This is a genomic window from Collinsella aerofaciens (genome assembly GCF_039062315.1).
GTDB classification, from domain to species: Bacteria; Actinomycetota; Coriobacteriia; order Coriobacteriales; family Coriobacteriaceae; genus Collinsella; species Collinsella aerofaciens_BG.
On sequence record NZ_JBCJBG010000015.1, the window covers coordinates 15517 to 40015 of the forward strand.

Sequence of the window (24499 nt, forward strand, 5' to 3'; positions counted from 1 at the left end):
GGTTTTCCAAGTGCCGCAGATTGCCATGAAAGAGGAGCGACGCGTACTTTGGTACGCGAGCGACGGTTTGAACGGCAAGGTGCGGTGCTTGGGAAAGCCGCTTAGCGGTAGCTGACGCTTTGCTGGGAGTCCTTGACGACTACGTCGTGGGCGCCGCCTTCGACGATGGAGGTGGAGCTGACCAGCGTTAGACGTGCCTTTTCCTGGAGCTCGGGAATCGAGAGAGCACCGCAGTTGCACATCGTGGACTTAACCTTGTAGAGCGTGCCGCCCACGCCGTCCTTGAGGGAACCGGCGTAGGGAACGTAGGAGTCGACGCCCTCGACGAAGCTGAGCTTCGCGGCGCCGCCCAGGTCGTAGCGCTGCCAGTTGCGGGCACGCGCAGAACCCTCGCCCCAGTACTCCTTCATGTACTGGCCGTTCACGTTGACGCGCTCGGTCGGGCTCTCATCGAAGCGGGCGAAGTAGCGGCCCAGCATCATGAAGTCGGCACCCATGGCAAGGGCGAGCGTCATGTGGTAGTCGTAGACGATGCCGCCGTCGGAGCACACGGGCACGTAGACACCGGTCTCCTCGTAGTACTCGTCACGAGCGCGGCAGACGTCGATCAGCGCGGTGGCCTGGCCGCGGCCAATGCCCTTGGTCTCGCGGGTAATGCAGATGGAACCGCCGCCGATACCGACCTTGATGAAGTCGGCACCGCAGTCGGCAAGGAAGCGGAAGCCCTCGGCGTCGACGACGTTACCGGCGCCGACCTTAACGTCCTCGCCATAGTTGGCGCGGATCCACTCGATGGTGCGCTTCTGCCACTCGCTGAAGCCCTCGGAGGAGTCAATGCACAGAACGTCGGCACCGGCCTCGATGAGCAGCGGCACGCGCTCGGCATAGTCGCGGGTGTTGATACCGGCGCCGACCATGTAGCGCTTGTCGCCATCGAGCAGCTCGTTGGGGTTGGTCTTGTGGCTGTCGTAGTCCTTGCGGAAGACAATACCCATCAGGTGATCGTTGTCGTCGACGATCGGCAGGGCGTTGAGCTTGTTGTCCCAGATGACGTCGTTGGCAACCTTGAGGCTGATGTTCTTGTCGCCCACGATGAGCTGCTCACGCGGGGTCATGAACTCGGAGACCTTCGTCTGGTGGTCATCGCGGCTGGGGCGATAGTCACGGCTGGTGACGATGCCCAGGAGCTTACCCTTGGGAGTGCCGTCGTCGGTGACCGGCATAGTGGAGTGACCGGTCTTCTCCTTGAGCTCGATGACCTGCTCCATGGTCATGTCGGGGGTCAGCGTAGAATCGGACTGAACGAAGCCGGCCTTGTGATCCTTGACGGCCTTGACCATAGCGGCCTCGGACTCGGCGCTCTGGGAACCGTAAATGAAGGACAGGCCACCCTCGGTAGCGAGCGCGACACCCATATCGACGCCCGAGACGGACTGCATGATGGCGGAAACCATGGGGATGTTCAGGGTGATTGCCGGCTTCTCACCGCGCTTAAAGCGGGTTAGCGGCGTCTTAAGAGAGACGTTGTTGGGGATGCACTGCGAGGACGAGTAACCAGGAACCAGCAGATACTCCGAAAACGTGTGGGACTCACCGGGAAAGAACGTAGCCATGTTTCTCCTTTTTCCATGCGACCGGTCGGCTGCAGGCCTCGTAGGACCCAGCCCAACCTTGGGCGCCCAATACTGGGGAAGTATCTTAACGCACTTTGACTGCTACAATGCATGATTTAAGAAGAGCACACGAGGGTTTGACGCAGGCTATGCGTTTGCCCAGCAAACACTTTAGCGGGGAGACGTGGAGCACATGGAGTACAAGACGACGGCAAAGTTGGTCATTCAAGCGTGCGACAAGGATCTGCCGGGCGTGTTCGGCCACGGCTGCGTCTTGCTGCTGCAGGGTATTGCCCGCGAGCACTCGCTCAACCGCGCCGCCAAGAGCATGGGCATGGCGTATTCCAAGGCCTGGCGCATTGTAAACGAGGCCGAAGGTCAGCTGGGCTGCAAGCTCATCGAGCGCGACGGCGCCCGCGGATCCACCCTCACCCCCGCCGGCGAGCGAGCCATAGCGGTCTACGAAGAGCTGCAGGCCGACATTAACAACGTCATCGCCACCAAAGCCAACGCCCTCATCGCCAGCATCAAAGAGTAGCCAATTTGGGACGGGGCTTTTTTAGCTGGTCGGTCACCATAGATGATTATTCTGGGACGGGGATTAAAAAATCATTAGGTACACAATGATTTTTTAATCCCCGTCCCAGAATAATCATCGGAGGGCATTGTCTAGGGTGGCGGCCACGATCAAGGGGTCGTCGGTACCGGCGAAGAGGCGGATGGTGCTCCCCTGCTTGCCGCGTGGGGCCGAAAGGCGCGTCGTTGCGCCGCCGGCGGGCGATGTGCGAAACTCCCCGGGCAAAGCATCGAACAGCTCGCCCGCGCTACGTTCGATAAGATCAAACTCAACTGCCGGTCCAAAGCCGTGCTCGAGGATTCCCGTTGCAGCCGCATGGTCGGGATGCGAACTCAGCCCGGGATAGCGAACGTTGCGCACCATCTCGTTGGCGGCCAGATACTCGGCCAGCGCACGGGCGCGGTCGAAATGCGCCTGCATGCGGACGTTAAGCGAGGAAAGCCCACGCTCCAGCACGTCGGTCTCCTCGGCAGAAAGGTCGAGCGCCGACGCACCGCAGCCTGCAAACAATACGTGCGCGCACTCGGCAGCGGCATCCACACGATGGCGCTTGAGCTGCGAGCGCGCCACCGAAGCAGCAACGAGCTTGCGTGGAGCCTCACCGGCGCACACACGGTCAAGCGCTTCGAACGACAGCGCAGCACCCAGCCGCAGCGGATCGCAGCCAAAAGCCGACGCCACGGTGTTGTCAACAACCAGCAGCGCATGGGCCTCACGCGCCGCCCGACCCAGCGCACGCAGATCGGGCACACGCAGACCAAACCCGCCGATGGAGTTGACGAACCACCACAGGTGCGGACCCTCGGCATCAAACGAAGCATCAAAGCCCTCGGATGCGGCGGCAAACGCCTCGGCGGACGGCGAGCCCACGAGCACAACATCGCAGTCATCAAAGCCGCTCGCAAACGCATCGGCAAAGTCATCCGCAAAGGCCACCAGACGATCGCCGGGCCGTACAATCCCCAGCAACGACAGCGCTGCCGGCACATGCGACGCCGCAAGCAACCGCGCCTCACGCGCGCTGGCCCTCAAAGCCCAGGCCTCTTCTAGCTGCTGTACGCCCATACGGCACCTTCCCTCCATAACAAAAACCCACGATGCGGATGTTTCCCGCATCGTGGGCTACGGCTGCAGTATAGCGCCGATATGCGACGAATCGCTTAGATGTTGAGCGCGTGGTAGGTCACATTCGCGCCCGGAGCGTCAACGGTCACGCCATAGGCCTCGGGATAGATGCGCGTCGAGAACACGAGCGCACCATCGTTCACAAACACCTCGACCGAGGAAACATCGCCAACAATGCGCACGTTACTAACCTCGTCGACTGACTCCCAACGCACGGTACGACCGCAGCCGGCAGAAGCGCGACTCTCATCGGTAAATCGCATCTCAAAGCGCGAGGGCAGTTCGCCCTCGGCGGGAACAAGCACCAGCTTTAGCTCGCCATCAACGGTCGCGGTAAACGCGCCGTCGACACCGTCAACAACAACGTCAAAACAGGTATCGCCGGCAACCTCCAACGAGCCCTCCCCCACACGCACCGAGGCATAATGGCGCTCGATCTCGCGCGCCGGCTGCTGCAGTACCACGCCGCCAGCACCGGCTGTAAGCTCACGCGGCACCGTCATGCAGTGCTGCCAGCCGCACGCCACGGTGGGGTCGTTGCCATAGGTCGGCTCATCGGGCATGCCCATCCAGCCGATTAGAATATGGCGACCGTCCTCGGCCGTGAACTCCTGCGGAGCATAGAAGTCAAAACCGGCGTCCCACAGGCGGAACTCGCCCAGCTCATAAGCGTCATTGCCGCCCGTAATGTCGCCCGTTACAGGCATGTAGCCCGCTGCATATACATTGCCGCGGTCCCAACGACCGCCCTTGAGGCCCTGGGGCGAGAAGGACAGCCACTTCGCCGGTACACCGCCATCCGCCTCAAGCTCAAGGTATCCCGGGCACTCCCACATAAAGCCAAAGCGCTCGGGCGTAGACACACGGCTCTCGAGCTCCCAACTCAGCATATCGGCCGAGCCATACACCAGGATCTCACCCACATCGCGCCCGGCACCCTCGCCGTGCATGGCGCAAAATCGACTATCGACATGCGGACCGTCCACGCGACGACGCGCGCCCAGCACCATGTGGTAACGCCCATCATCATCGCGCCACACCTTGGGGTCACGCACGTGGCAGGTCAAATCCTCGGGATAATCCTCGGACGCCAGCACCACGCGCTTTTGGCTGAACTCCCGACCGGCAAGGCCATCAACGCTCTCGACATAAACAGTATCGGCGCGGCGGCCGGTATTGACGTAGTCGTACGTGCCGTCCGCATCGGGAAGCTTAACGTTGCCCGTATAGAGCACGCGAATGCGACCGTCCTCGGCAAGCGCGGAGCCCGAATACACACCGTGGCAATCGAACGGCTCGTCGGGCAGCAACGGAGCGCCAACATAGTCCCACGTCATAAGGTCGCGGCTCGTCGCATGGCCCCAGGCCTTAACGCCACCCTCGACATCAAACGGCGCATACTGAAAATAGGCATGGAACACGCCGCCTGCCTGGCAAAGACCGTTGGGGTCGTTGAGCCAGCCCGCCGGCGGCATTATATGGAAGCGCTGGCCATACGCGCCATGGCCGCACTCAGAGGCGGCGGCGTCAACAGCGGCGACCAGCTTTGCAAGGTCGCGACCAAGTGCATTAGACATATCAAAGTCCTAACGGATCGAAAGCAACAAGGCACCAGAGATCGGCACCAGATACGAGAAACGCCCGCGAGCATACGACCCGCGGGCATCCCCTCAATCAAAAGCTCTTAGGCCTGCTCGGAAGCCTTGGGCTCGTCCTTGTACAGGACAAACGAGATAGCAAAGGAAACCAGCGCGGCGACCGCAAACATGATCGCGTACTGCACGGGCTGGGCCAGGCACAGCAGGATACCGAAGATACCGGTAACGCCCGTGCCGGAGGCAGCCAGCGAAGTGAGCGCGCAGACCAGGGCACCGCAACCGCCGCCGATGCAGCCGGCGATGAAGGGCTTAAAGAAGCGCAGGTTCACACCAAAGATGGCAGGCTCGGTAATGCCCATGAAGGCGGACAGGGCCGAAGGAAGCGCCAGTCCCTTGATCTTGGCATCGCGGGTCTTAAAGGCAACGGCGAGCGCGGCACCACCCTGAGCGATGTTGGCGGCGCTGGCGATGGGCAGCCAATAGGTCACGCCGTACTGGGCGAGCTGGCCCAGGTCGATGGCGGTGTACATCTGGTGGATACCGGTAACGACCGTGGGGGCATAGAACAGGCCGACGATAAAGGAACCGATGCCGAAGGGCAGGGTCAGCAGGGCCTGGATCAGACCGAGGATGGCGTTCTCGGCCCAGACAAAGATGGGGCCGACGGCAACGAACGTCACGAGCACGGTCACGAACACCGAGACGAGCGGGGTCACAAAGAGGTCAAACATCTCGGGAACGATCTTGTGCAGACGCTTCTCGAGGAAGGCGAGAATGGCGCAGGCGATAACGATGGGGATCACATGCCCCTGATAGCCGACCCACTCAAAGCTGTACACGCCGGGAATGACGGTGACCATGGTCTGCACGCCCTCGGAGGCAACCGTGTAGGCGCTCTGCAGCGAGGAGTTGATGAACGCACCGCCGACGACGGCACCCAGATACGGGTTGGCGCCAAAGGCCTTTGCGGCGGAGTAGCCGATCAGGATCTGCAGAATGCCGAAGGACGTGCCCGAGACCAGGTCGGCGATCTTGTAGATAAAGTTATTGGTGTCGAGCGCGATAAAGCCGTTGGAGGCCATAAAGTTGAGGGCGCTCATAATGCCCAGCAGCAAGCCCGAAGCCACGATGGCGGGGATGATGGGGACAAAGACGTCGCCGAGCACCTTAATGGCACGCATAAAGATGTTCTGCTGCTGCGCCGCGGCCTCCTTGACCTCGGCCTTGGTGGCAGCCTCGACGCCGCTGACCGCAATGAACTCGTCGTAGACCTTGTTGACGGTGCCAGTGCCAAAAATAATCTGGAGCTGGCCTTGGGCCTCAAAGACGCCCTTGGCGCCGTCGATATTCTCGAGGGCCTCCGTGTCGACCTTGGCGTTATCGGCAATCACCAGGCGCAGACGCGTGGCGCAGTGTGCGGCCGAAACAACGTTGCCGGCGCCTCCGACGTTGTCGAGCACCTCTTGGGCTGATTTACGGTAGTCCATGACTTCCCTTTCCTCCAACGGGCGCATGTACACCCGGCCATCTTTGATACTTACACTGTAAACGATTTCAGTTTCATATGTCTGTAATCGTTTTCACTTTAGGGTGAACGGTAGGAATAGGCCGGCGAATGGTAGTTTTAAGGCAAAAACAGACGACTCAGAGGCAGGCAGACGTCCAAGGCCTAGACATTCATAAGCTGATGGCCGAGCTTGAGCGTCTTTAGACCGCTCTCCCCCTCCACGCCATCGAGCGTGTTGATCAGCATATTGGTCGCCTCGACGCCACTGGTCAGGTAGCCATAATGCACGGTGGGAATGCCGCCCGTCAGCGCGCGCAAAAACGCGTTGTCGCCAAAACCGCTTACGCGATGCATGCCCTCGCCCACGCCGCGAACCTCATCGATGGCACGAAGCGCGCCCGCCGCCATGGTATCGGTCGCGCACGCGATAAACGAAACATCGGGAGCGGCAGAAAGCAGTTCACGCGCCGCACCATAGCCCGAGTCGAGCGTAAACGAGCCCAGACGAATCAAGGCGGCATCGAGCGGGTTACCCGCGGCGCGCAAGCCGGCCTCAAAACCGCGACGGCGGTCATAACCAGCCGCGCGGTCCTCCTCGGTAACCCCAATGTAAGCGATCTTGCCGTCCACGCGACCCGCAAGCGCATGGCCCAGCTCAAAAGCGGCCTCGTAATCGTCGTGATACACGCACGCCGCGCCCTCGACATGTTGACCGATCAGCACAATGGGCACACGGCACGAGTCAATCGCGCGACGGTGCTCGTCGGTGATCATGGTTGCCACCAGCACAATGCCGTCAACCGGATGGTTTTGGAATAAATCGAGGTATTCGAGCTCGCGATCGGCCGCATTATCGGTATTGGCAAGCAGCATCTGGTAGCCACGGCGACCGAGCACCTGGCCAATGCCGGCGGTAATGCGGCTCACGGATTCCGAGTTGATCTTGGGCACGATGACGCCGATGAGCTTGGTGGAGCCGGTGCGCAGCGCGCGAGCCTGACTGGACCGCACGTATCCGGTCAGTTCAATCGCCTGCTTAATGCGCTGGGCCTTGTCCGCCGAGATATATCCGCCGTTGAGGTAGCGCGAGACGGCGGCGCTCGAAACGCCGGCCAACTCGGCCACATCTTTCATCTTTACCACGAGCACCCCTGTCATTGAAATCGCTTTCACCATAATACCCGTGAAGACGGCATCCGAACAAAATCGGCCCACCCAGGTCGAGCAAACGTCAGCGAGCGGGCAACTGCCGTGGCGAGGTGCCGCGAAAGAGGAGCGAAGCGTACTTTATGTACGCGAGCGACGGTTTGAGCGGCAGATCGCCCGGCAGATGCCCGCGCAGCGTCGAGCGGTCCGGCGTTTGTTAAAACGCCGGAACATAATTAGCCGTGGTATTCGCCGTTGTACTGGATGAGTGTGAGGTCCTCCACGCCGTCAAGCGCGCGAATAGCGTCCGCATAGGGCATGTCAACGCCGTCCGAGAAGAGCTCGACGGCCATCTCGACTTTGTCGCCGCGCATCGTCTTAGACTTGACGGTGAACTTGGTGCGCCCAAACGCGCGCACGATATCGTCGCCGGTGGTCTGGCCCGTGTAGTGGATGACCATCATGTACACGCGCGCCTTGTCCTGGTGGCTCGCAAAGCCGGCGATCATCACCACGATCACCACTGCCGTAAGCCCCACGAGCGCATACATGCCGGCGCCTGCCGTAATGCCCGTGGTAATGGCCCAAAACAGATACAGCAGGTCGAGCGGGTCCTTGACCGCCGTACGGTAGCGGACGATGGACAGAGCACCGACCATACCGAGCGAGATGACCACGTTGGTCGAGATCGCGAGCGTGACCATGCAGGTGAGCACGCACATGCCCACGAGCGTCACGGCAAAGCTACGCGAATACACCACGCCGGTAAAAAAGCGCTTGTACACGTAATAGATCAGGATGCCCATGGCGAGCGCCACGAGCAGCGAAAGGCCAATCTTGGCAGGGTCGACCTGACCGAACGCCTCCAAGACGGAGTTCTTAAAAAAGTCCCTGGTGCTCATGGTCTAAATATCCCCTCGGTTCCCAAAATCCGATTCCCAGTAATTAAATCCGCGCAGGTAGGCGGTCTTGTCATAACACAGGCAGTACTTAGAGACCGCCGTGAGTTCGGCCGCGCCCGGCGGCACCATATCGCGCACCAGCTGCGGGCAAAACTCCGTAAACTTGACCTCCATCACCAGCTTACCGGGCTCCAGGACCGGCAACGCGGGCAGCGTCACGTCAAAGATATCGAAGCTTCCCACCGCGGCACGCACATTCATGTCAAACGTAATGCGCACGGTGCCCTCGTCCATCACCCACGGCTCGCGCTCGTAGTCCACAATGGTCCGTGGGCGCATCATGTTGCAGATGCACTCGATGTAGAACTCGCGACAGAGCGGATAAGGGCTCCTCAGCAAAAAGCCGTAGTCGCCAGCCAGAATCTGCTCAAACTCGCCACGTGTGAGCGGCGCGTCCTCCTTATAGATCCAGCTACCGTACTTCTTTTTGCGCTCGAGCTTAATCACCTTGTCGCTGCCGTTATAGATGCGTACGCGATACTTTTTGCGCATGAGAATGCCGGCGTCTTTTTCCTCGTAGGCCGAGTTGCAGTAGTCGTCAAAATACAGGCTGCGAATGGTGTAACCGCCCGCCCGCGCATGTTTGTCTAGCTTAAATACAGGCGCCATGCGACAGGCAAGCGCGGCGTGCTCGCCCTCGTTAATGAGATATTTGAGCTCGTGGCGGTAACGCTCCTGCGTGGCACGCACAGGCGGTGCCGCCAGGCGCTCAAGCAGCGCGCTAGCCCTCCTCATACGTATCCTCCACGACCTTACCGCCGTCTTGCACGTAAAAACACTTCATGCCGTAGTGCTTGCCGTCGTCGGTCGCATAGTAGTCAAACGCATCTTGCGTATAGCCGTCGGAGTTGGTGGCACGCACGCGCACAAAATACTGGCCGGTATCGGGCGCATCGCAGGTCACCTCGGGAAGCAGCACATCCTCGGCCTTAAAGACCACGTCGCTTATGGCATAGTCGCGCGCAAGCTCAACGGTGTAGCGAATGTCGCGCGCCTCAAAATCGTAGGACGCATCCCAGTTAATGCGCAGCTTGCCGTTATCGATCTGCGGCACGCCGATGTAGAAAGGCATGGGCTTTTTAAAACTCTCGCGAAAGCTCTTGTAGTTCTCCTCGATCTCGGAGGGAATCGCCGCGGCGATCTGCTCATATTGGTCCTTGGTGACAGGCAGATTATCGATATCGGGCGAAGCAAAGACTAGCGATTCGGTAACCTCGCGATAATGCTTGATCATCTTGGTCAGGCGCGTCTCGGTCAAATACGTACGCAGGTCCTTGACGGCGCGATCGAGCTCACCGCGGAACGCCTTGCTGCGCAACGCGCGGTTAAACAGCACGTTGCCCCAGTAGTTGCTTGCGCCGCGCTCCCAGCTCGCGTAGTCCGAAAACCCGGTAAGAGAAAGTTCCAGCTTGCGCAGCATGCCGTCGTTGTCCCAATCCAAAAAGTACCAGGTATTTGAGTTGAGCGGGCTGTACAGATAACAGTTGCGGTTCTGCGTATCGCAGTTGCCCGTAAGGATCTGAAACGCCAGCCAATAGACCAGGTTCTCGGTATCAAAGTAGGTGTCGAGCACGTTATCTATCTTTTGCGATTCGTCGTTGAGCGCATCGAGCATCTCGATGAGCTTGGTGTGGTCCGTATCGCCCTTAATCTCGAGCATGCCCTCAAAGTTTGCCTGGTTATAGTCGGGATCATCGGCAAGCTTAATGGTGTCCTCGTAGCGATGGAAATCAAAGCTGTTCACCTTGTACAGGTGCCCGCTCTTATCCAAGCCGTGCGCCTTAAGCGCCGTCTTATTGAGCTGCTCCACCTGCGTAAACAGGCCGTAGTCCTCAAAGGTATCGTTGGACTTTTCGGTCTGGTCGCACACCCACAGATGCACAAACTGCGTGCGCAGGCCCATCATCTGGGGAATCCCGCGGATAAGGTCATAGGCCATCTTGTTGCGAAAACGCATACCCTCGCCCATGTGCTTGTTGAGCGCAATCGCGCGCTGTTGGCGCCAGGTACCCTTGCCCTTTTTGAGCTCCACCTTGTAATTCTTTTGCGAGTTCATGCTCGACGTCTGGCCGCGCACCTGCACGGTAGCATTGGGCGCTTCCTCGCCATAACCAACCTCGCCGGCCACCGGGCCGTCTTCGTCGCCCGCCTGCAAAAGCCCCATTACCTGATAGCGCGTCACGCCCATGTCGGCGTAGTCATACACCGAGTACGTATTGATCTCGGCCCAGCTATGATCGGTGTTCTCGGAGCTGTTACCGCGCGAGACCGTCAGGTACATGGTCACAATGCCCGAGTCGTCGTAGACCTCGTACAGCTCGTCCTTATCGCGAAGGTGCTTGGTCTCGCCCGAGGCCTCAGCCTTTTTAATCTTGTCCTGCTTTTTGACCTTTTTGGTCGAGGATTCGTCCTGAGACGAGCAGCCCGAAAGCAACAGCGCACCGGCAGCCGCCTCGATCAGGCAGCGGCGAGACATCAACTTATCGATCATCAGAACCTCCCCAATGTTTTTGGTACAGGCGAACCACCATACGTTCAAACGCACTGCGCGGCTCACCGCCCACGCGCTTGGCCTCGTAGCGTTGCTCAACACGGTCGAGCACCCGGCCAAGTTCGGTAAACCAGCCCGTCTTGTCAGTCGCCACCATGGGCTGCTGGCTCAGGATACGATACGGCAAGTTGGCGGTATAGGTATCGAGCCGCAGCAGCGCCACGATAAAAAACACCGCTGCACCCAACAAAAAGCCAAAGCCGTAAAACTGCTGCGGCAAGAGCAGAGAAACGGCATTCGCTAGCCCGGCCACACCAGCAAACAGCCCCGAGGCCAGCACGGCCCCCTTGTAGTCGGTAAAGTACAGCAAGATGAGCAACACCGTATTGCCCACGGCATACAGGCCATAGCCCACGCACAGCGTGCGAAAATACCCGTGCATCAGGTTATTAAAGCCCAACGGTAGGGCCGAGAGCACCGTGGTCTCGAGCGAAATGACCGCCGCGGTCACAAACAACTGTTTGAGCGCACAAAACCGCAGTTCTCGGTTGAGCGTGGAGAGCATTTCCTCCTCGGCCACCACAATGTCGCCCACCACGCCACCGTCGTTGAACAGGCTGTAGTAGTCGCGGTAGCGCGGATAGAAATTGACCTCGACCGAGACCACAAAGTTGACGGACGTGACCAGGATTGTCAAAAACGCGATAAGCGCCGGCACATCGTGGTAGGGCGCACCATAAAACAAGCCCTTGACCTGCACGCCAATGGGACCGGCCCAAATTATCACCAAATGCGCAAAGAGGCCCAGGTTGGTGAACAGGCCCGTAAGCGCCAGCGGCATAAACTGATCGAGCCACTGCAAAAAGAGCCAGGGGCTGCGGTCGCTCTGAGGAAAATACCGGTATAGCAGCACCACGTCCCAGGCGAGCATAACGCCGTAGCCCAGAGCAATTGATGCCAACAGGCCCTCGACCGGCGGCAGCCCCAGCGCCAGCGCGGCCAGGGCGCACAGGCACGCCACGCCAATGGCGGCCGCAAAGCTGCACAGGATGCCGCGGTAGTCTTTGATGGCCGTGAGGTAACTCATGCCGTTCCAGTTGACGATCATAATGTTGAACAGCCACAGGCACAGCAGCCCCTGCAGCAGCGTGGCGCCCGAGAACAGCAAAAAGACGCCGTAGAGCACCGTGCCCACAACGAGCATGATGGCATTAGATCCCCAAAACGAAGGCAGGATCTCATCCTCGCGCTCAGCAAAAAGCATGTCGGCCAAAAAGCGCGTGACCGGCATGGAGAAAAAGCTCGTGAGCAAAAGCGAGGCCAGCAGTGTGTAGGTCACCATGCACACCAGCAGATCCTGGTTGGCACGCCCTACGCCCCACAGACCGCACAGCACCAAGATACCCACCTGGAGCAGCACGCCCAACAGCATGGGACCCGTGCACACAATGCCGGCGTAGCCGTAAGCGCGCATCGTGGCAAAAAGGCCCTTGCGCCTAAACAGGCGCTTAAGCTCAAAACCGATTCCGGCCACCGGCTACTCCCCCTCTCTGGGCAGGTCAAACGCACGCGCCGTCTCGTCGTACAGCGCGCGATAGTTGGCGAGCATCTGCTCGTGCAAAAAGTACGTGGCAACGCGACGCTGCCCGCGCTCCCCCATCTCAATGCGACGGGCGCGGCTCACGCACATGCGCTCCATGGCATCGGCCAAGCCCTTGCGATACATGGGCGGCGTCACAAAACCCGCCACGCCAAAGTCGTCGCCCGGGGCGCCTTCGAGCAACTCGCGGCAGCAGCCCACCTCGGTCGTCACGCAGGGACGGCGCGCTGCAAGCGACTCCAGCACGCTGAGCGGCTGGCCCTCGGAGATGCTCGTCAAAATGGTAAAGTCGAGCTTTTCCATGTACTCGACCACGTTGACGCGGCCGGTAAAGATCAGGTCGCGCACGCCTAGGGTATCGACCAGCGCGTGGCACTCGGCGCCGTACTCCTCGTCGTCCACGCCGCCCATAATGTGCAGGCGCACCTTGGGCAGGCGCTCGTGCAGCTCAAAGAAGGCATAAATCATTGTCTTGACGTCCTTGATGGGCGCCAAGCGCACCACCGCGCCAATGTCCACCCAGCCGTCATCGGGCTTTAAGGGAATATCCTTAAAGCGGTCGAACTGGATGCCGTTGGGGATAACCAGGCATTTGTCCGCATCGCAGCCCATATAGACCTGCGTCTTGCGGGCGTTATGGAACAAACTCGTCACGCGGAAGGCGCGGCGGTAGATTTCCTCCGAAAGCAGGTAGAAAAAGCGGATCCAGCGGTCCTTGAACGACGGCACCACCCAATCGGCGCGAATGATCTCTTCCTCGCGCTCGCGGGTGTAGATGCCATGCTCGGTCAACAGCACCGGCGCATGGTGAACGCTTGAGCCCAGGCAGGCGAGCAGACCACCGTAGCCGGTCGAGATGGCATGGTACACATCGGCCACCGGCACCTCGCTGCCCAACAGGTAGAGCACGGGCAGCAACATGGAGCGCATGGTGTGGAATGCATCGGCAAAGGGCGTGTAGGGATACTCGGCCAGGCACACGTCGCGAAAGATATCCATAAACGTGCGGCTCTGCAAAAACGAGAGCGGATGCACGCGACGGCGGTAGAAGATATCGAATAACACGTCCCAGTCCGGATTGGAGAGCGACACCAGACGGCGTAACGCCTCGCGCTCACGGTCGTTAAAACTGGCTTCATGTTGCTCACCCGAAAGCCGCAGGGCATCGTCCAGGAACACCTCGTGCACCTCGACCACGTTGCCGGGCAGCTCGTAGACAAACTTGCCACGGTCGGCAGCATGCGCGCCGATCACCCACAGCACAAACTCGTGCTCGGGCATGGCCGTAATGTAGCCATGCATCCAGGTAGATACGCCGCCGTGCACATAGGGGTAGCAACCCTCGAGTACCAAGCAGATTCTCATTTATCGCCACCCTCCTTGCGCTCGATCGTCACGGTCTTATCATTTGCCTTGAGCAGATACAGATTGCCCGTAAGGTGCGTCAGTTCGCCACCCGTCACCGCACCCGGCTCGCCATTATTGGCGCGGAACATGAGCCACGCCTCGTCGTGGAAATTGCCCAGGCTGAGCGTCCAGGCATCCGCGCTGGTATCCACGCTCACCGTCACGGACGAAAAGCGCTGGATGGCACCGGAGCACTCCGACGCCGTCTGGTGCCGCAGGTCGGGCGCGGATTTGGTAAGCCACTCCAGGTAGTCGACCAGGCCGCCCTTGTAGACCTCCCAGCCCTCCTTGGCACCACGATCGGGATCGAGCGAGTCGTCCGGGTGCATAAAATGCGTGCTCACGTAGTGCATGTTGAGCTCGGACACGGCTGCCAGGCGCATATAGGAATCGTCGACCATGCCGCCCGAGACAATACGTGGCTGCTCCACAATGCCGTCGCTCGCCACGCCAAACTCCTGCACGTAGGGCAGGTCGGTGCCATCCTCAAAATACGTGCTGGCGATGGTCTTAATGCGCGGAACGTCGGTGCCGATGAGCTTGCGCGCTCGGGCCGAAAGGATATTCGACGGCGGTGCGTAAACCGAGCCATGAGCGTTGGGCAGAACCTCGTCCTGAAACGCGATAAGTTCGTTGAGCGAAGCGACGAGCGTCTCTTTGTTCTTCCAGGTCTTGTAGACGTACAGCGTGCCGTAGTCGGTGTCCCAGAGCGCGAGCGGCTGATGGTTGTAGCCGTGAAAGCCCAGCTCGCCGCCCATCTGCAGCAGCATGCCGCCAAAATATCGAAACTGCGTGGTATCGGGTTGGCGCGCGGGCTCGGTCTGGTTGACCGCGTCCTCGTAGTTTTCGATCATCACGCCGGTATAGCGAATGCCATATTTTTGCGCGAGCTTTTGCAGATCGGGCCACCAGACCTTGGTGTAAAAATCCGCAATGGAAAGGCCGTAGTCACGCTTGATATAAGTACCATCGCCCGAGGGCACGGGGCTAGGAAAGTCGTCCAAATAGAACACGGCGCTGTTGATGACCGGATAGGCCGTAGCATCGCCCAGCAGACTGATCGCCGCGGCGAAAAAGCCGCGCATGACCTTGTCGTAGATACCGATATTGCACACCACGGTGCGCCCGCTACCGCAGTCATTAGACCAAATGAGCGGGGCGCCCGCATCGCCAGTCTTAGCCCACTCACGCGCCGTCTCGCGCAGCGATACTGAAAGCGACGAATCAAAGGGGTCCGAGAGCTCGTAGCGCTCTCCCCCGCCCAGCATAAAGTCCTCACTCGGCACAATGCTTTCGGCTTTTACATAGTCATATCCGGCCGATTCAATGCCAAGCTTGGAGGCAATCACTTGCAGATAGCTCGAGTTATCCGGCGGCATGGCGAGCATAAGCGAACCGCCGGCACTCACCCAACTCATAATGTCGCTCAGGTGCGTACCGAGCCCATCGAGCGACGGCATGAGCAAAATCACGCGATCGAAGGAGGTCAGCGAGGGAATGGCATCCGCACCATCCAGGGCAAGATCCACGTCGCGATGGGCGATCTTCATGTCCAGCAAAATCTGGTCGAACTGGTCTTTGACGTCGTCGACGCCATCTTGGTCCGAGTCTGTAATGACCAGGCACGTGGGCTTTTGGCCAAAGATTGCCGAGGAGGCCGGCACCGCGTCGTTGGCGGCAAGCATCCCCAGCCTATGCTGGCCCGCACTGTACTGCACGCCGGCACGCTCCACCAGCAGCACGGCGGCCATGGCAATAAAGACCGCCCACACCACGAGGAGTCCCATCCAACGAAAGCGGCCCACACGGTCTCGGATATGTTGCGCCACGCTCATCGGGCCTCCTCCCCATCGCGCCAAAACGCCAACTTTTCGCGGTTGTCGGCGCTCAAATACACATGTTGCTTGTCAATCGCATCGATCACACAGTGGACCTCGTCACCGTCGCGGCGCATCACGGCCAGGCGCAGGCAAAGCATCCAAACCTCCTGCTCCTCGGGCACGTCGAGTACCAGCTGGTCGGTCACGGCCTGCGCCTCGTCGATCTGTCCGACATCGGCCAGCGCCGTCGCGTATCGAATGCGCAGCTCAAGGGTATCCTCGCGCTCGCAGCGACGCGCAAGCAGGCGCGCGTACTGTTGGCGCTGAATCTGAGCAACGCGCCCCTCAGCCAAGCCCGAGCCCAAGTATTCACCAAGAAAATCACAGTATTCGTTGAGGTTTTGCGCGCTCGGGTCCGTCTTAAAGGCACGCTCCAGCTGCTGCAGTTTAAGGTCGGACTCCTTGGAGATCTGCGCCACCGCCGTCGCGGCATAGTGCGCCACCTCAACGTCGTCGTTAAGCTTAGCCGCCTGCAGCTGCGCCAGGTACGCGTCGGGCTCCTCGGTGAGCATGGAGAGCATTAGGCGGCGCCGGTATGCCGGGTCGTTGACGATAAGCGCCTCCTCGAGCGGCACTACGCCTGCATCGTCCTCGCCGCTCGGTACCGACATACTACGATGCAGGTCGTCGTTGAAGCGCAGCGACTCCAGCGCAGACTCTTTCAGCCACTCGCCAAGCACCGCGCTGCGCACCGATAGCAAAACCACCAGCAACGGGCCCCACAGCGGCACCAGCACTATTACAGCCAGCATGTGCCCGCGCACCGGCAGCAGGCCCAGCTTCATGAGCGTCCACAGCATCAGGCAAACCAGCGAATGAATCAGCAGCAAGACGGCAGCAACGACAAGCGAGATCAAGCGGCACCCCCCTCACCGTCACCGGTGTAAGCGATGCGCTGCAGCAGCGCCACGATGCCCTCGCCGTCGACGGGCTCCACCGCAATATGCTTTGCGCTCAGGCGCTTACGGATAATGGGAAGATCGCACGCCTTTGCCTGGCGCATAAGCAGGTAGAGCACGTTGCCGTCGACCAAGCCCGCCGCGTCGCTCTCGCGGATTGCCGACCCAATTGCGCCCACCAGCTCGCCGACAGGCTCCATGCCCGGTACCACGCGCAGGAGCAAAAAACTCCCCATCTTGCTATCTGCCAGCGCCTGCTCCGCCGCGAGCTCTTGGCCAAAGGCCGCCTGCTTGAGCACGCAAGTGCCGTCAACGCAGCGTTTATCCTGCGCCACCGCCTCGTAGTCAAAGGCACGGCCCAGCGCGCTTTCGACCAGCCCGCACAAGATGCGGAACAGGTTTTGATAATAGAGGGTCATTTGGTTTTCGGCCGCACTACGCACAAAGATCAACACGGCGGGTGCCCCGTCGCGCTCGATCGCGTATCCAAACATGGGAAACCCCGGCGTCAGCTCACGGTTCACCCACAGGTTCGAACGACCCCCGTCGCCCAAAAGAGGTGCAAGCTGCTCAAGCGTGAGCGAGCGTGCGGCATTTTCGGCAATCGCGGGACTTGCTGCCACCAGGCGTGCAAATGCCCCGCCCGAAACATGGTAGATCGCCACCGAATCGTTCTCGAGGATCTCGCCCAGAAGCTCGCAGCACTTGCGATAGATGTCGCGTGGGTTGAGTACGTCGAGCTCCTGCGTCACGGCAAAGATCTTGCCAAAGCTGTCGTGGCGACCCACAATCTGGCGCCTGTACGCGCGCTTGTCCTCGATCGCGTCGTGGTAAAGCTGTGTGAGGAACGTATTGCGATTACGCACGAGCTCGTTTTGATCGCGCTCCGCCCTAATGGCTTCGCTGTTGCGCAGCTGCACATAGCCGCACACGGCACCCACCACAAAGTACGCAATAAACGGCAGCCAGTTGGACGGCTCGTAAAAGAGACCCTGGAAGGTATAACCGTACTGAGTAAAGTAGCTCGCGGCCAAACCCACCGACGCCAGCAGCGCCGCAACCAGGCCAAAATCGAGCCCATACAGCGTGCCGATCAGTACCACGTACAGCAGGCGGTAGTCGAGCACGTTAAGCTGAGCAGACTGCGAAAACACCAGCTCCAGGCCCTCAAAGAGCACCCAGGCCAGCGCGGTCTCCAGGCATTTGATGGGCAGTGTCCGCCCGCGCATGCGGTCGATGGCGGCACGCAGCGGATGGCGCTTGCCCGCGAGGGTCTGCTCCCAGCGGGCGTGTATGGTCGAAAGATCGCGCAGCACGTCATAGCGCTGGAACCACCCGTAGCGCGTGCGGACGGTATCGCTCGGAGCAATGGAGACGACGGCGTCCCCGTCGTAGGTAATGTCGAGCCCCGGGAACAAGCCCTTGAGCGCCTCGCCCAGGTCTCCCACGGTGTGGGCAAAGCTATCCGGAACCTCGAGTTCCTCGAATGTGGCATCCCAGCTGTCGAAGATGCGACGCACCAGAACGGCCAGCTCCTCGGCGCAGAGGGCACCGAGCGGTGAGTCCGCCCCAGCCCTCATGACAGCAGAGCCTTGCGAGCACGCCTCGAACAGCGGGGTCAAAATCGGGTCTTCCAGCGTGGGCGAGGCGGTGTACAGATACGGCACGCGCAAGATCTTGGCCTGAATGCCGTCGCGGACCGCATAGTAGCGGCACAGGTCGTTGGCCGCACGGGCAATGATGCCCTTGCCGTTTTGCCCCGCAACGTCCACCGCACCGTCCGCTCCCATGGGACCAGTCACAAACAGCAGCTGAATCTGGCGACCCATGCAAGCTCGAAAGACGGAGCGCAGCAGCTCGATGTCGCCAACGGCCTCGGTATGCGGCGTGAGATAGGTAGAGAGGTAGACCACACGGTCGAATTCGTAAGCCTGGTCCAGGTGCTGCAGCAGCTCTTTCCAAGACGCATGGAGCGACGACCCGTCGCGGCGCGCCTCGTTGGCCGCCACGACCTGAACATGGTCACCGGGAAACGCCTTGGCACAAAAGTCGTCATCGACATACGCGGTATTGCCAACAACCAGCACTTCCACCGTGCGCTCCCCCTCCCCAAATTTAGCTTTTGCCATGGTAAACATGCGTATTGTACGCTGTCAATGTAGGCCAAAGGCAATTTTAAAGCTGTTTTAAGAACTTTTTCAGACGGGAAGCGACTCGCGCCTGAGCCAGAGAGCCCTACACGTGCCGCTGCACGGCGGAGAAAGGCGAATCCACTACCCCTCAGGCATAATTCCTGAGCAAAATCAAGCAGAGCACACGGCTTTTTGCGCCACTTTAAGACGTAATCGGGATGTGGCGAGAGGCCAAATTCGGAAGTGCGGGGAAAACCAAAGGAATGCTGACCAGACCCCCGTTTTAGGCTTCCGCGACCTGCGGTTTTGATACAAAAAAACCGCGTTGTGCTCGAAGGTTTTCGATTTTTCCCCGCACTTCTGTAATTACATCTCTGGATCGAGGGCGCAGGCAATGGTGACGACATCCACGATAGCGCCCCCCTATGCCTGATACCAAAATCGTTCCATAGGGACCCGTTTCCCAATGGGACGATTCTTCACAAAGGGCATTAAGGCGCATGAGAACATGGTAGAGGCAAGCAAGCGCGCTTCCACGTTTTCGCCCATGGTGACCACGGTATAATCCAACGAGACAAGCAACGAACGGGAAAGGCAGCGCGGATGAACCTGGGCAGCGAGAGCGAGACCGTCGAGTTCAAGAAGTCCACTGGCGAGCATAAAGAAGCACTGCAAGCCATCAGCGCCATGCTGAACAAGCACGGCCGCGGCGAGCTCTACTTCGGCGTGAAGGACAACGGCGATGTCATCGGCCAGGATGTCAGCGACGCAACGCTGCGCCAGGTGACGTCGTGGGTGTCCGACAAGATCGAGCCCGCGGTGTTCCCGACGGTCGAGTGCCTCGACGCCGATGATGGGCTGCGATACATCAAAATTGCCTTCTCAGGTGCCGACGCCCCCTACTCCGCCGACGGACGCTACTTCACCCGCGTGGGGACTTCGAACAAAGCGCTGTCGGCCTCGGAGCTGAGCGCCATGGTCGTCAAGCGTGAGCGCGCCCGTAGCCCGTGGGACTCGCTGCCGTCCGGCAGGCCCGTCTCCGACGCCGACGAGCAGGCGGTGCGTGACTTCGTCGCGCGCGGCGGCAGGGCCGGACGCGTGGGCGGCGGGTTCGCCGGCGTGGAGGACACCTTGGCAAGGCTCGACCTCGTCGCGCCCGACGGCAGCCTAAGAAACGCCGCGGTGGAGCTGTTCTGCGAGGGATCCGACACCTACCCCAGGATGAAGCTGGGGCTTCTGGGCGGCAACACCAAGGCCAAGATCCTCGACCTGCGCCGCGAGTGCGGCACCATGCTCAAGCTGCTCGACTTCGCCGAGTACTTCGTGACGTCGAACATCAGGCGCGAGTTCGTCATCGGCGAGACGGGCATGTACCGCAAGGAGATCCCCGAGATCCCGGCCGAGGCCATCCGCGAGGCGGTTGCCAACGCGCTGTGCCACCGCGACTACACCACCGGCACCGCCGTCGAGGTCAACGTGTTCATGGACACCGTCCAGATCGTGAGCCCGGGCCTGTTCCCCGAGGGCGACTCGCCGCAAGAGCACCTAGACGGTACCGCGAGCGAGTTCGGCCTCCGAAACCCCGCGATCGCGCGCACCCTGTTCCGCGCCGGCGTCATCGAGCAGTACGGCACGGGCATACCGCGCATCAAGGAGGCCTGCGAGGCAGCCGGCGTGAGGTTCCGCTTCGAGCAGACCGTCAACAGCACCGTCGTCGTCTTCGAGCGTCCTGGGTTACAGAAAGCGGCCTTCAGGAGAACCGCGGCCGACAACCGACCGCTCCTCAGCGAGCGCGAACGAGCAGCGATGGCAATTGCCGCCGCTCAGGGGAAAATCACGACCTCCGACCTCGCGCGGGAGTCCAATGTCGGTAGGAAAACGGCCTCGAAGACTCTGAAAGACCTTGCCGGGCGAGGCCTGTTGGAATGGGTAGGGAAAAGCCCGAAAGACCCGCACCAGTTCTACAGGATGCCAAGCGAAGTTTGAGGCTGCAGGTCCTAGCCGGGAAACAGGCCCATTGCGTTTGCTGCCCTCCCCCTGCTGGGCACTACTGAGTAATCTACTGGGCACTGCTGAGTAATCTACTGAGTAGTGCCCAAGCGCGAGTTGGCAAGTCCGCCGAAGCCCAGAGAAACGGCTCCGAAGAATATACTGACCGCTACTGACCGCTACTGATCGCGGCATTCGGCAGGCCCGCCGAATGCCGCGGTCTCCCGAGACTAGCAGAGCCGCCCTTATTGTTAGCGCTGCCGAAGCAAGCCCTACTTCAGCAGCAACTTGAATTTTCGTGCGATGAGCCTCCCCGGAGCCAAGAGCCTTTTGCCCTAATCACAACACCGCAATTCAAGCACCGCAGAAAACTCCATTAGCGATGAACCAGCCACTTGAAGACGTGATCAAGGTGCGGCAAGGGGTCAAATTCGGAAGTGCGGGGAAAATCGAAGAAATGCTAACCAGGCCCCAGTTTTCGCTTCCGCGAACTGCGGTTTTGGTGCTAAAAATCGCGTTGTGCTCGAAGGTTCTCGATTTTCCCCGCACTTCCGTAATTACATCCTTGGATCGAGAGTGCAGGCAACAATGACGTCATCCGCGATAGCACCCAACAGTCACGGACGTACAAAAGGCCGTTGCCGGAAGCCTCCATACAACGACTCTTCTTTGCGCGCGCCACGCTCGCAATGCTCCATTAAATGTAACTAATTGATTTGCTATATACCATTCATAATGGCACATAGCAAATCAATTAGTTACATGTGGAGGCAGAACATGAGGGAGTACGTCGAGAAGCAGCTGCACACTAGAGTCGATTGCGAGCCCAACGACGCCTCGGAAATAACGACGCAAAACTCTTTCCGAAAGTGTAGGTGAGCGAAATGGCGACTCATGCATACGATGACCTTTATTCTTATCTAGCCGCATTCAAGAACAGCTCTCTTGCCGAAATAATTGCGTACCTAGAAGAACTGGGGCAAAGGAGGTTCGACGCCTTTATTAGGGGCCTTGCACCCCTTATCCCAATCGAAAAAATCGAAAATCAATCCCTGTTCAATTTTTCTGTTGACTCCACCCTTGAAGGAGGCAAATTCCCCTGCACTGACTATGCCTGTCGAGAGCAAAACATTTACCATTTGGCAAAGTTCTCAGCATTGTATGCAGATAAAACACTGATTCATTGCCCTATAGAATCGGCATTCGAAATGGGGCACGATGATTATGTCTCAGTCGATGAACTTGCATTCGGGATCTATTTGACCATGCGAGTCGAAGACATAGTCAAAGCTGGAATACTCGGATTTTCGAGCAATTACATTCCTCTTTGCAAAGATTGCCTAGCGCGACAAATCGGAAGAGAATCAAAAGCAAAAGGATTGATATCGAGTTATTGGGATGAACTCGTACGACAATTCTGTTCCTCTACCTCGTGCACTTTAAAACAAGCACCAGATGGGAATCTGTATGTAGCGATTGAGGGAATGGATGCATATGGGTCCCATGATGAGATGGATGTCGATTTCCTGGTAATCCCGTCTGAATACGAATCGCTCTATGCAAGCCAAGGCGAAACGCGATTGGATAGAGACATGCTGGAGAAAGGCGGCATCTTGACTATCCTACTGCCATTGTTGGACGATTGCTTTCAAGCCCTCGTCAATCCCTATTTTTCGAATAGCTCGTATTTAACCACTCGTCCAGCTCAGATTGAGTTCCTCGAGTCCGCAACTTCCACCCTTTATCCTCGAAAAGATCAGACCATACCCATTCGCCGGTTATCTTGCCCCCTCCCCATTGCTGAAAATGCAACGTTGCGTAGCATCCTTGATTGCCGCATTAGAAACGAAGAGTCGTTTCTTGTGTTTAGGGATACCTTGTCCAAAGGCCTGAGCGAAAGGCCCATCGACACCTCGACATTAGCTGACCTGAAGAACGACCTAATTGAGCCCGAGCTTCACAAGATATCTTTAGTGATGAAAAACGAGCGATCCCGATTAGTCACCTCCGCAGGCATTGAAGCCGCTATCGGAATTGCGAGCTTTACATTGGGGCAATACGGAATCGCATCACCTTCTGATGCCATGGCCTTCCTCGGGGCTGCCGGCATAGGGGCCGTTGCATCTCAATCCGCAGATTTTTTGCGAGAAGCCAAGGCAAAAGAGAACCCCATGTATTTCCTCTGGAAGCTCAATAGAAACAACCGTCTGTAACCTAAGGGGCAGAACACCGCAGTCGCCGAGCATATCTCGATCATTAAATAAAGGCAGCACTAGAAAGGATGCGAATCGTGAAGAACCGATTCCCTTTACGAATGCCTAATGCAGTAAAAATCACTGGTAGATCCGAGCAGTTTAACCAAGACGACAAGAGCGCGCTCAGATTGCTGTCTGCAGTAGCTAGCCAAGTATAGATACCATCCTGTTTCCAAATTCGGTCCTACGATAAACCCTTTCTTCTTTCTCAATTTCGTCGGGATCGTCGAAGATGAGCGTCGTATCTACTACGTCCCACTGCTGCCGATGGATATCCTCAATCAGCAATCCCAGTCCGGTTAATCGAAGAAGAACTTCTGCATCTCTGCCTCTGAGCGTCTGAAAAGTTTCCTTTTCTCGAAGCATTTCGTAGTCTCCAGGTAGAAATCTGTCCAAAGTCTCTGCAAACAAACGAAGATCGTCCCAGCTAATTTCTTTATCTAGGTAGGCCTCATAAATCTTTGCTAGTCGCCGCGCTTTGTCCTCCTCAATGTATCTTTCGAGCAGGATAAGCAGGTACTCAATATCGCGCTTCCTATTTGACTCTTCAAAGTATTGCTTGTACTTGTTCCATGAGCCATTTTCAAAAGAGTCGCGGTTGAACTCATCGAGGAAACACGCATACTTCTTCAGCAGATGCGCATTGTGGATATTGTTTCCGATTTTGTAGATGCTCACTAGGCTTGAGATGACGGGGATGTCCTTCAAGAACTCGTTTTGGAGAATTTCGTCCAGGCCAACCTCTGCGATATTCGAAATAAGTTCGAGAGAGTCGCTGCAAATAGTCGGCCTTGCGTCGTCTTGCAAGCGCGATAGACCGGCCTTAGTTGATTCCTCTGCGTTTGCCATAAGATTACCTTTCATAATAATTTGCCAGTTTTGGCATGCGTTTGCAGCGCCGCTTTTCTGAAAGTGGCTCCGATTTAAATGCCATCCCCCGAATAAGCGCTCAGGTTCGATTCAACAAGTGCATTGGTTGAAAAGAGCTTTAGACCCCCTTCGAGGTAAAAGTCGCTTGTGCAGAGCAACCAAATCATCTTGTCGAGCTTGTAGGCAGTGGCCTCGGGGTCCACGCCGCCCTTCCGCGCCGCGCGCGCGGCTTCGAAATAGCAACGAGCCACTTCGACCTCGCTGTCAGTGGTAGCGTAAAACTGAACAGTATTCAGTAGGCCGTTGACACAAACATCGACGAGCGGCTGCTGAACAAGCCCGAGGACCTGTTCAGGGCGATGCAGCTCGAGCTCATGGAGCTGCACCACGGTTCGCCCTCGACCGTCTTCTGCACGCAGTGCAGGTCGAAGGGCTAGGCAGGAGCCCC

General features: G+C 58.7%; 18 protein-coding genes. 3 read left to right on the plus strand and 15 right to left on the minus strand.

Features of this window, described 5'->3' with window-relative positions:
* Nucleotides 1-101: 101 nt before the first annotated feature.
* The gene (locus ABCP74_RS07675) at nucleotides 102-1613 is read right to left on the minus strand and encodes an IMP dehydrogenase (protein WP_055251158.1); all 1512 of its coding nucleotides are present in this window, start codon (nucleotides 1611-1613) and stop codon (nucleotides 102-104) included.
* Nucleotides 1614-1806: 193 nt separating this feature from the next.
* Between ABCP74_RS07675 and ABCP74_RS07680 the strand changes: the two genes are divergently transcribed.
* The gene (locus ABCP74_RS07680) at nucleotides 1807-2151 is read left to right on the plus strand and encodes a winged helix-turn-helix domain-containing protein (protein WP_343001443.1); all 345 of its coding nucleotides are present in this window, start codon (nucleotides 1807-1809) and stop codon (nucleotides 2149-2151) included.
* Nucleotides 2152-2265: 114 nt separating this feature from the next.
* Here ABCP74_RS07680 and ABCP74_RS07685 read toward each other — a convergent pair whose 3' ends face one another.
* The 12 genes from ABCP74_RS07685 to ABCP74_RS07740 form a co-directional block, all read right to left on the minus strand.
* Nucleotides 2266-3255: a PLP-dependent transferase gene (locus ABCP74_RS07685; RefSeq protein ID WP_343001444.1), complete on the minus strand. Its 990-nt coding sequence runs from the start codon at nucleotides 3253-3255 to the stop codon at nucleotides 2266-2268.
* Nucleotides 3256-3350: 95 nt separating this feature from the next.
* A complete protein-coding gene (locus ABCP74_RS07690; protein WP_343001445.1) occupies nucleotides 3351-4892 on the minus strand; it encodes a glycoside hydrolase family 32 protein in 1542 nt (513 codons plus the stop codon).
* A gap of 107 nt (nucleotides 4893-4999) precedes the next feature.
* The gene (locus ABCP74_RS07695) at nucleotides 5000-6400 is read right to left on the minus strand and encodes a PTS transporter subunit EIIC (protein ID WP_343001446.1); all 1401 of its coding nucleotides are present in this window, start codon (nucleotides 6398-6400) and stop codon (nucleotides 5000-5002) included.
* A gap of 182 nt (nucleotides 6401-6582) precedes the next feature.
* Nucleotides 6583-7554, minus strand: a complete 972-nt coding sequence (locus tag ABCP74_RS07700) for a LacI family DNA-binding transcriptional regulator (protein WP_343001461.1) — start codon at nucleotides 7552-7554, stop codon at nucleotides 6583-6585.
* Nucleotides 7555-7802: 248 nt separating this feature from the next.
* The gene (locus ABCP74_RS07705; RefSeq protein ID WP_117745996.1) at nucleotides 7803-8468 is read right to left on the minus strand and encodes a DUF4956 domain-containing protein; all 666 of its coding nucleotides are present in this window, start codon (nucleotides 8466-8468) and stop codon (nucleotides 7803-7805) included.
* 3 nt (nucleotides 8469-8471) lie between these two features.
* Nucleotides 8472-9263: a polyphosphate polymerase domain-containing protein gene (locus ABCP74_RS07710; RefSeq protein WP_117774279.1), complete on the minus strand. Its 792-nt coding sequence runs from the start codon at nucleotides 9261-9263 to the stop codon at nucleotides 8472-8474.
* On the minus strand, nucleotides 9250-11019 hold the full coding sequence (locus ABCP74_RS07715) for a CotH kinase family protein (protein WP_343001447.1): 1770 nt from the start codon (nucleotides 11017-11019) through the stop codon (nucleotides 9250-9252). The genes ABCP74_RS07710 and ABCP74_RS07715 overlap by 14 nt, the downstream gene beginning before the upstream one ends.
* Complete coding sequence (gene pelG / locus ABCP74_RS07720; RefSeq protein WP_343001448.1) at nucleotides 11009-12553, minus strand: exopolysaccharide Pel transporter PelG; 1545 nt, start codon at nucleotides 12551-12553, stop codon at nucleotides 11009-11011. Before pelG ends, ABCP74_RS07715 begins: the two co-directional genes overlap by 11 nt.
* 3 nt (nucleotides 12554-12556) lie before the next feature.
* A complete protein-coding gene (pelF, locus tag ABCP74_RS07725) occupies nucleotides 12557-13984 on the minus strand; it encodes a GT4 family glycosyltransferase PelF (RefSeq protein ID WP_343001449.1) in 1428 nt (475 codons plus the stop codon).
* Complete coding sequence (locus tag ABCP74_RS07730; RefSeq protein ID WP_343001450.1) at nucleotides 13981-15861, minus strand: DUF2194 domain-containing protein; 1881 nt, start codon at nucleotides 15859-15861, stop codon at nucleotides 13981-13983. The genes pelF and ABCP74_RS07730 overlap by 4 nt, the downstream gene beginning before the upstream one ends.
* Entirely contained in the window at nucleotides 15858-16763 is a 906-nt protein-coding gene (locus tag ABCP74_RS07735) for a hypothetical protein (RefSeq protein WP_343001451.1), read from the minus strand. Before ABCP74_RS07735 ends, ABCP74_RS07730 begins: the two co-directional genes overlap by 4 nt.
* Nucleotides 16760-18934 (minus strand): DUF4118 domain-containing protein, encoded by a 2175-nt coding sequence (locus tag ABCP74_RS07740; protein WP_138341326.1) that lies wholly within the window; start codon nucleotides 18932-18934, stop codon nucleotides 16760-16762. Before ABCP74_RS07740 ends, ABCP74_RS07735 begins: the two co-directional genes overlap by 4 nt.
* A 606-nt stretch (nucleotides 18935-19540) precedes the next feature.
* On the opposite strand from ABCP74_RS07740, the gene ABCP74_RS07745 reads away from it, so the two are divergent.
* Together ABCP74_RS07745 and ABCP74_RS07750 are read left to right on the plus strand one after the other, a co-directional pair.
* Entirely contained in the window at nucleotides 19541-20923 is a 1383-nt protein-coding gene (locus ABCP74_RS07745; protein ID WP_117774272.1) for an RNA-binding domain-containing protein, read from the plus strand.
* Nucleotides 20924-21810: 887 nt separating this feature from the next.
* Nucleotides 21811-23139, plus strand: a complete 1329-nt coding sequence (locus ABCP74_RS07750) for a hypothetical protein (RefSeq protein WP_343001452.1) — start codon at nucleotides 21811-21813, stop codon at nucleotides 23137-23139.
* A 186-nt stretch (nucleotides 23140-23325) separates the two neighbouring features.
* Here ABCP74_RS07750 and ABCP74_RS07755 read toward each other — a convergent pair whose 3' ends face one another.
* Together ABCP74_RS07755 and ABCP74_RS07760 are read right to left on the minus strand one after the other, a co-directional pair.
* Nucleotides 23326-24030, minus strand: a complete 705-nt coding sequence (locus ABCP74_RS07755; protein WP_117774270.1) for a hypothetical protein — start codon at nucleotides 24028-24030, stop codon at nucleotides 23326-23328.
* A 74-nt stretch (nucleotides 24031-24104) separates the two neighbouring features.
* Nucleotides 24105-24440, minus strand: a complete 336-nt coding sequence (locus ABCP74_RS07760; RefSeq protein WP_117774269.1) for a hypothetical protein — start codon at nucleotides 24438-24440, stop codon at nucleotides 24105-24107.
* Between the last annotated feature and the right edge of the window lie 59 nt (nucleotides 24441-24499).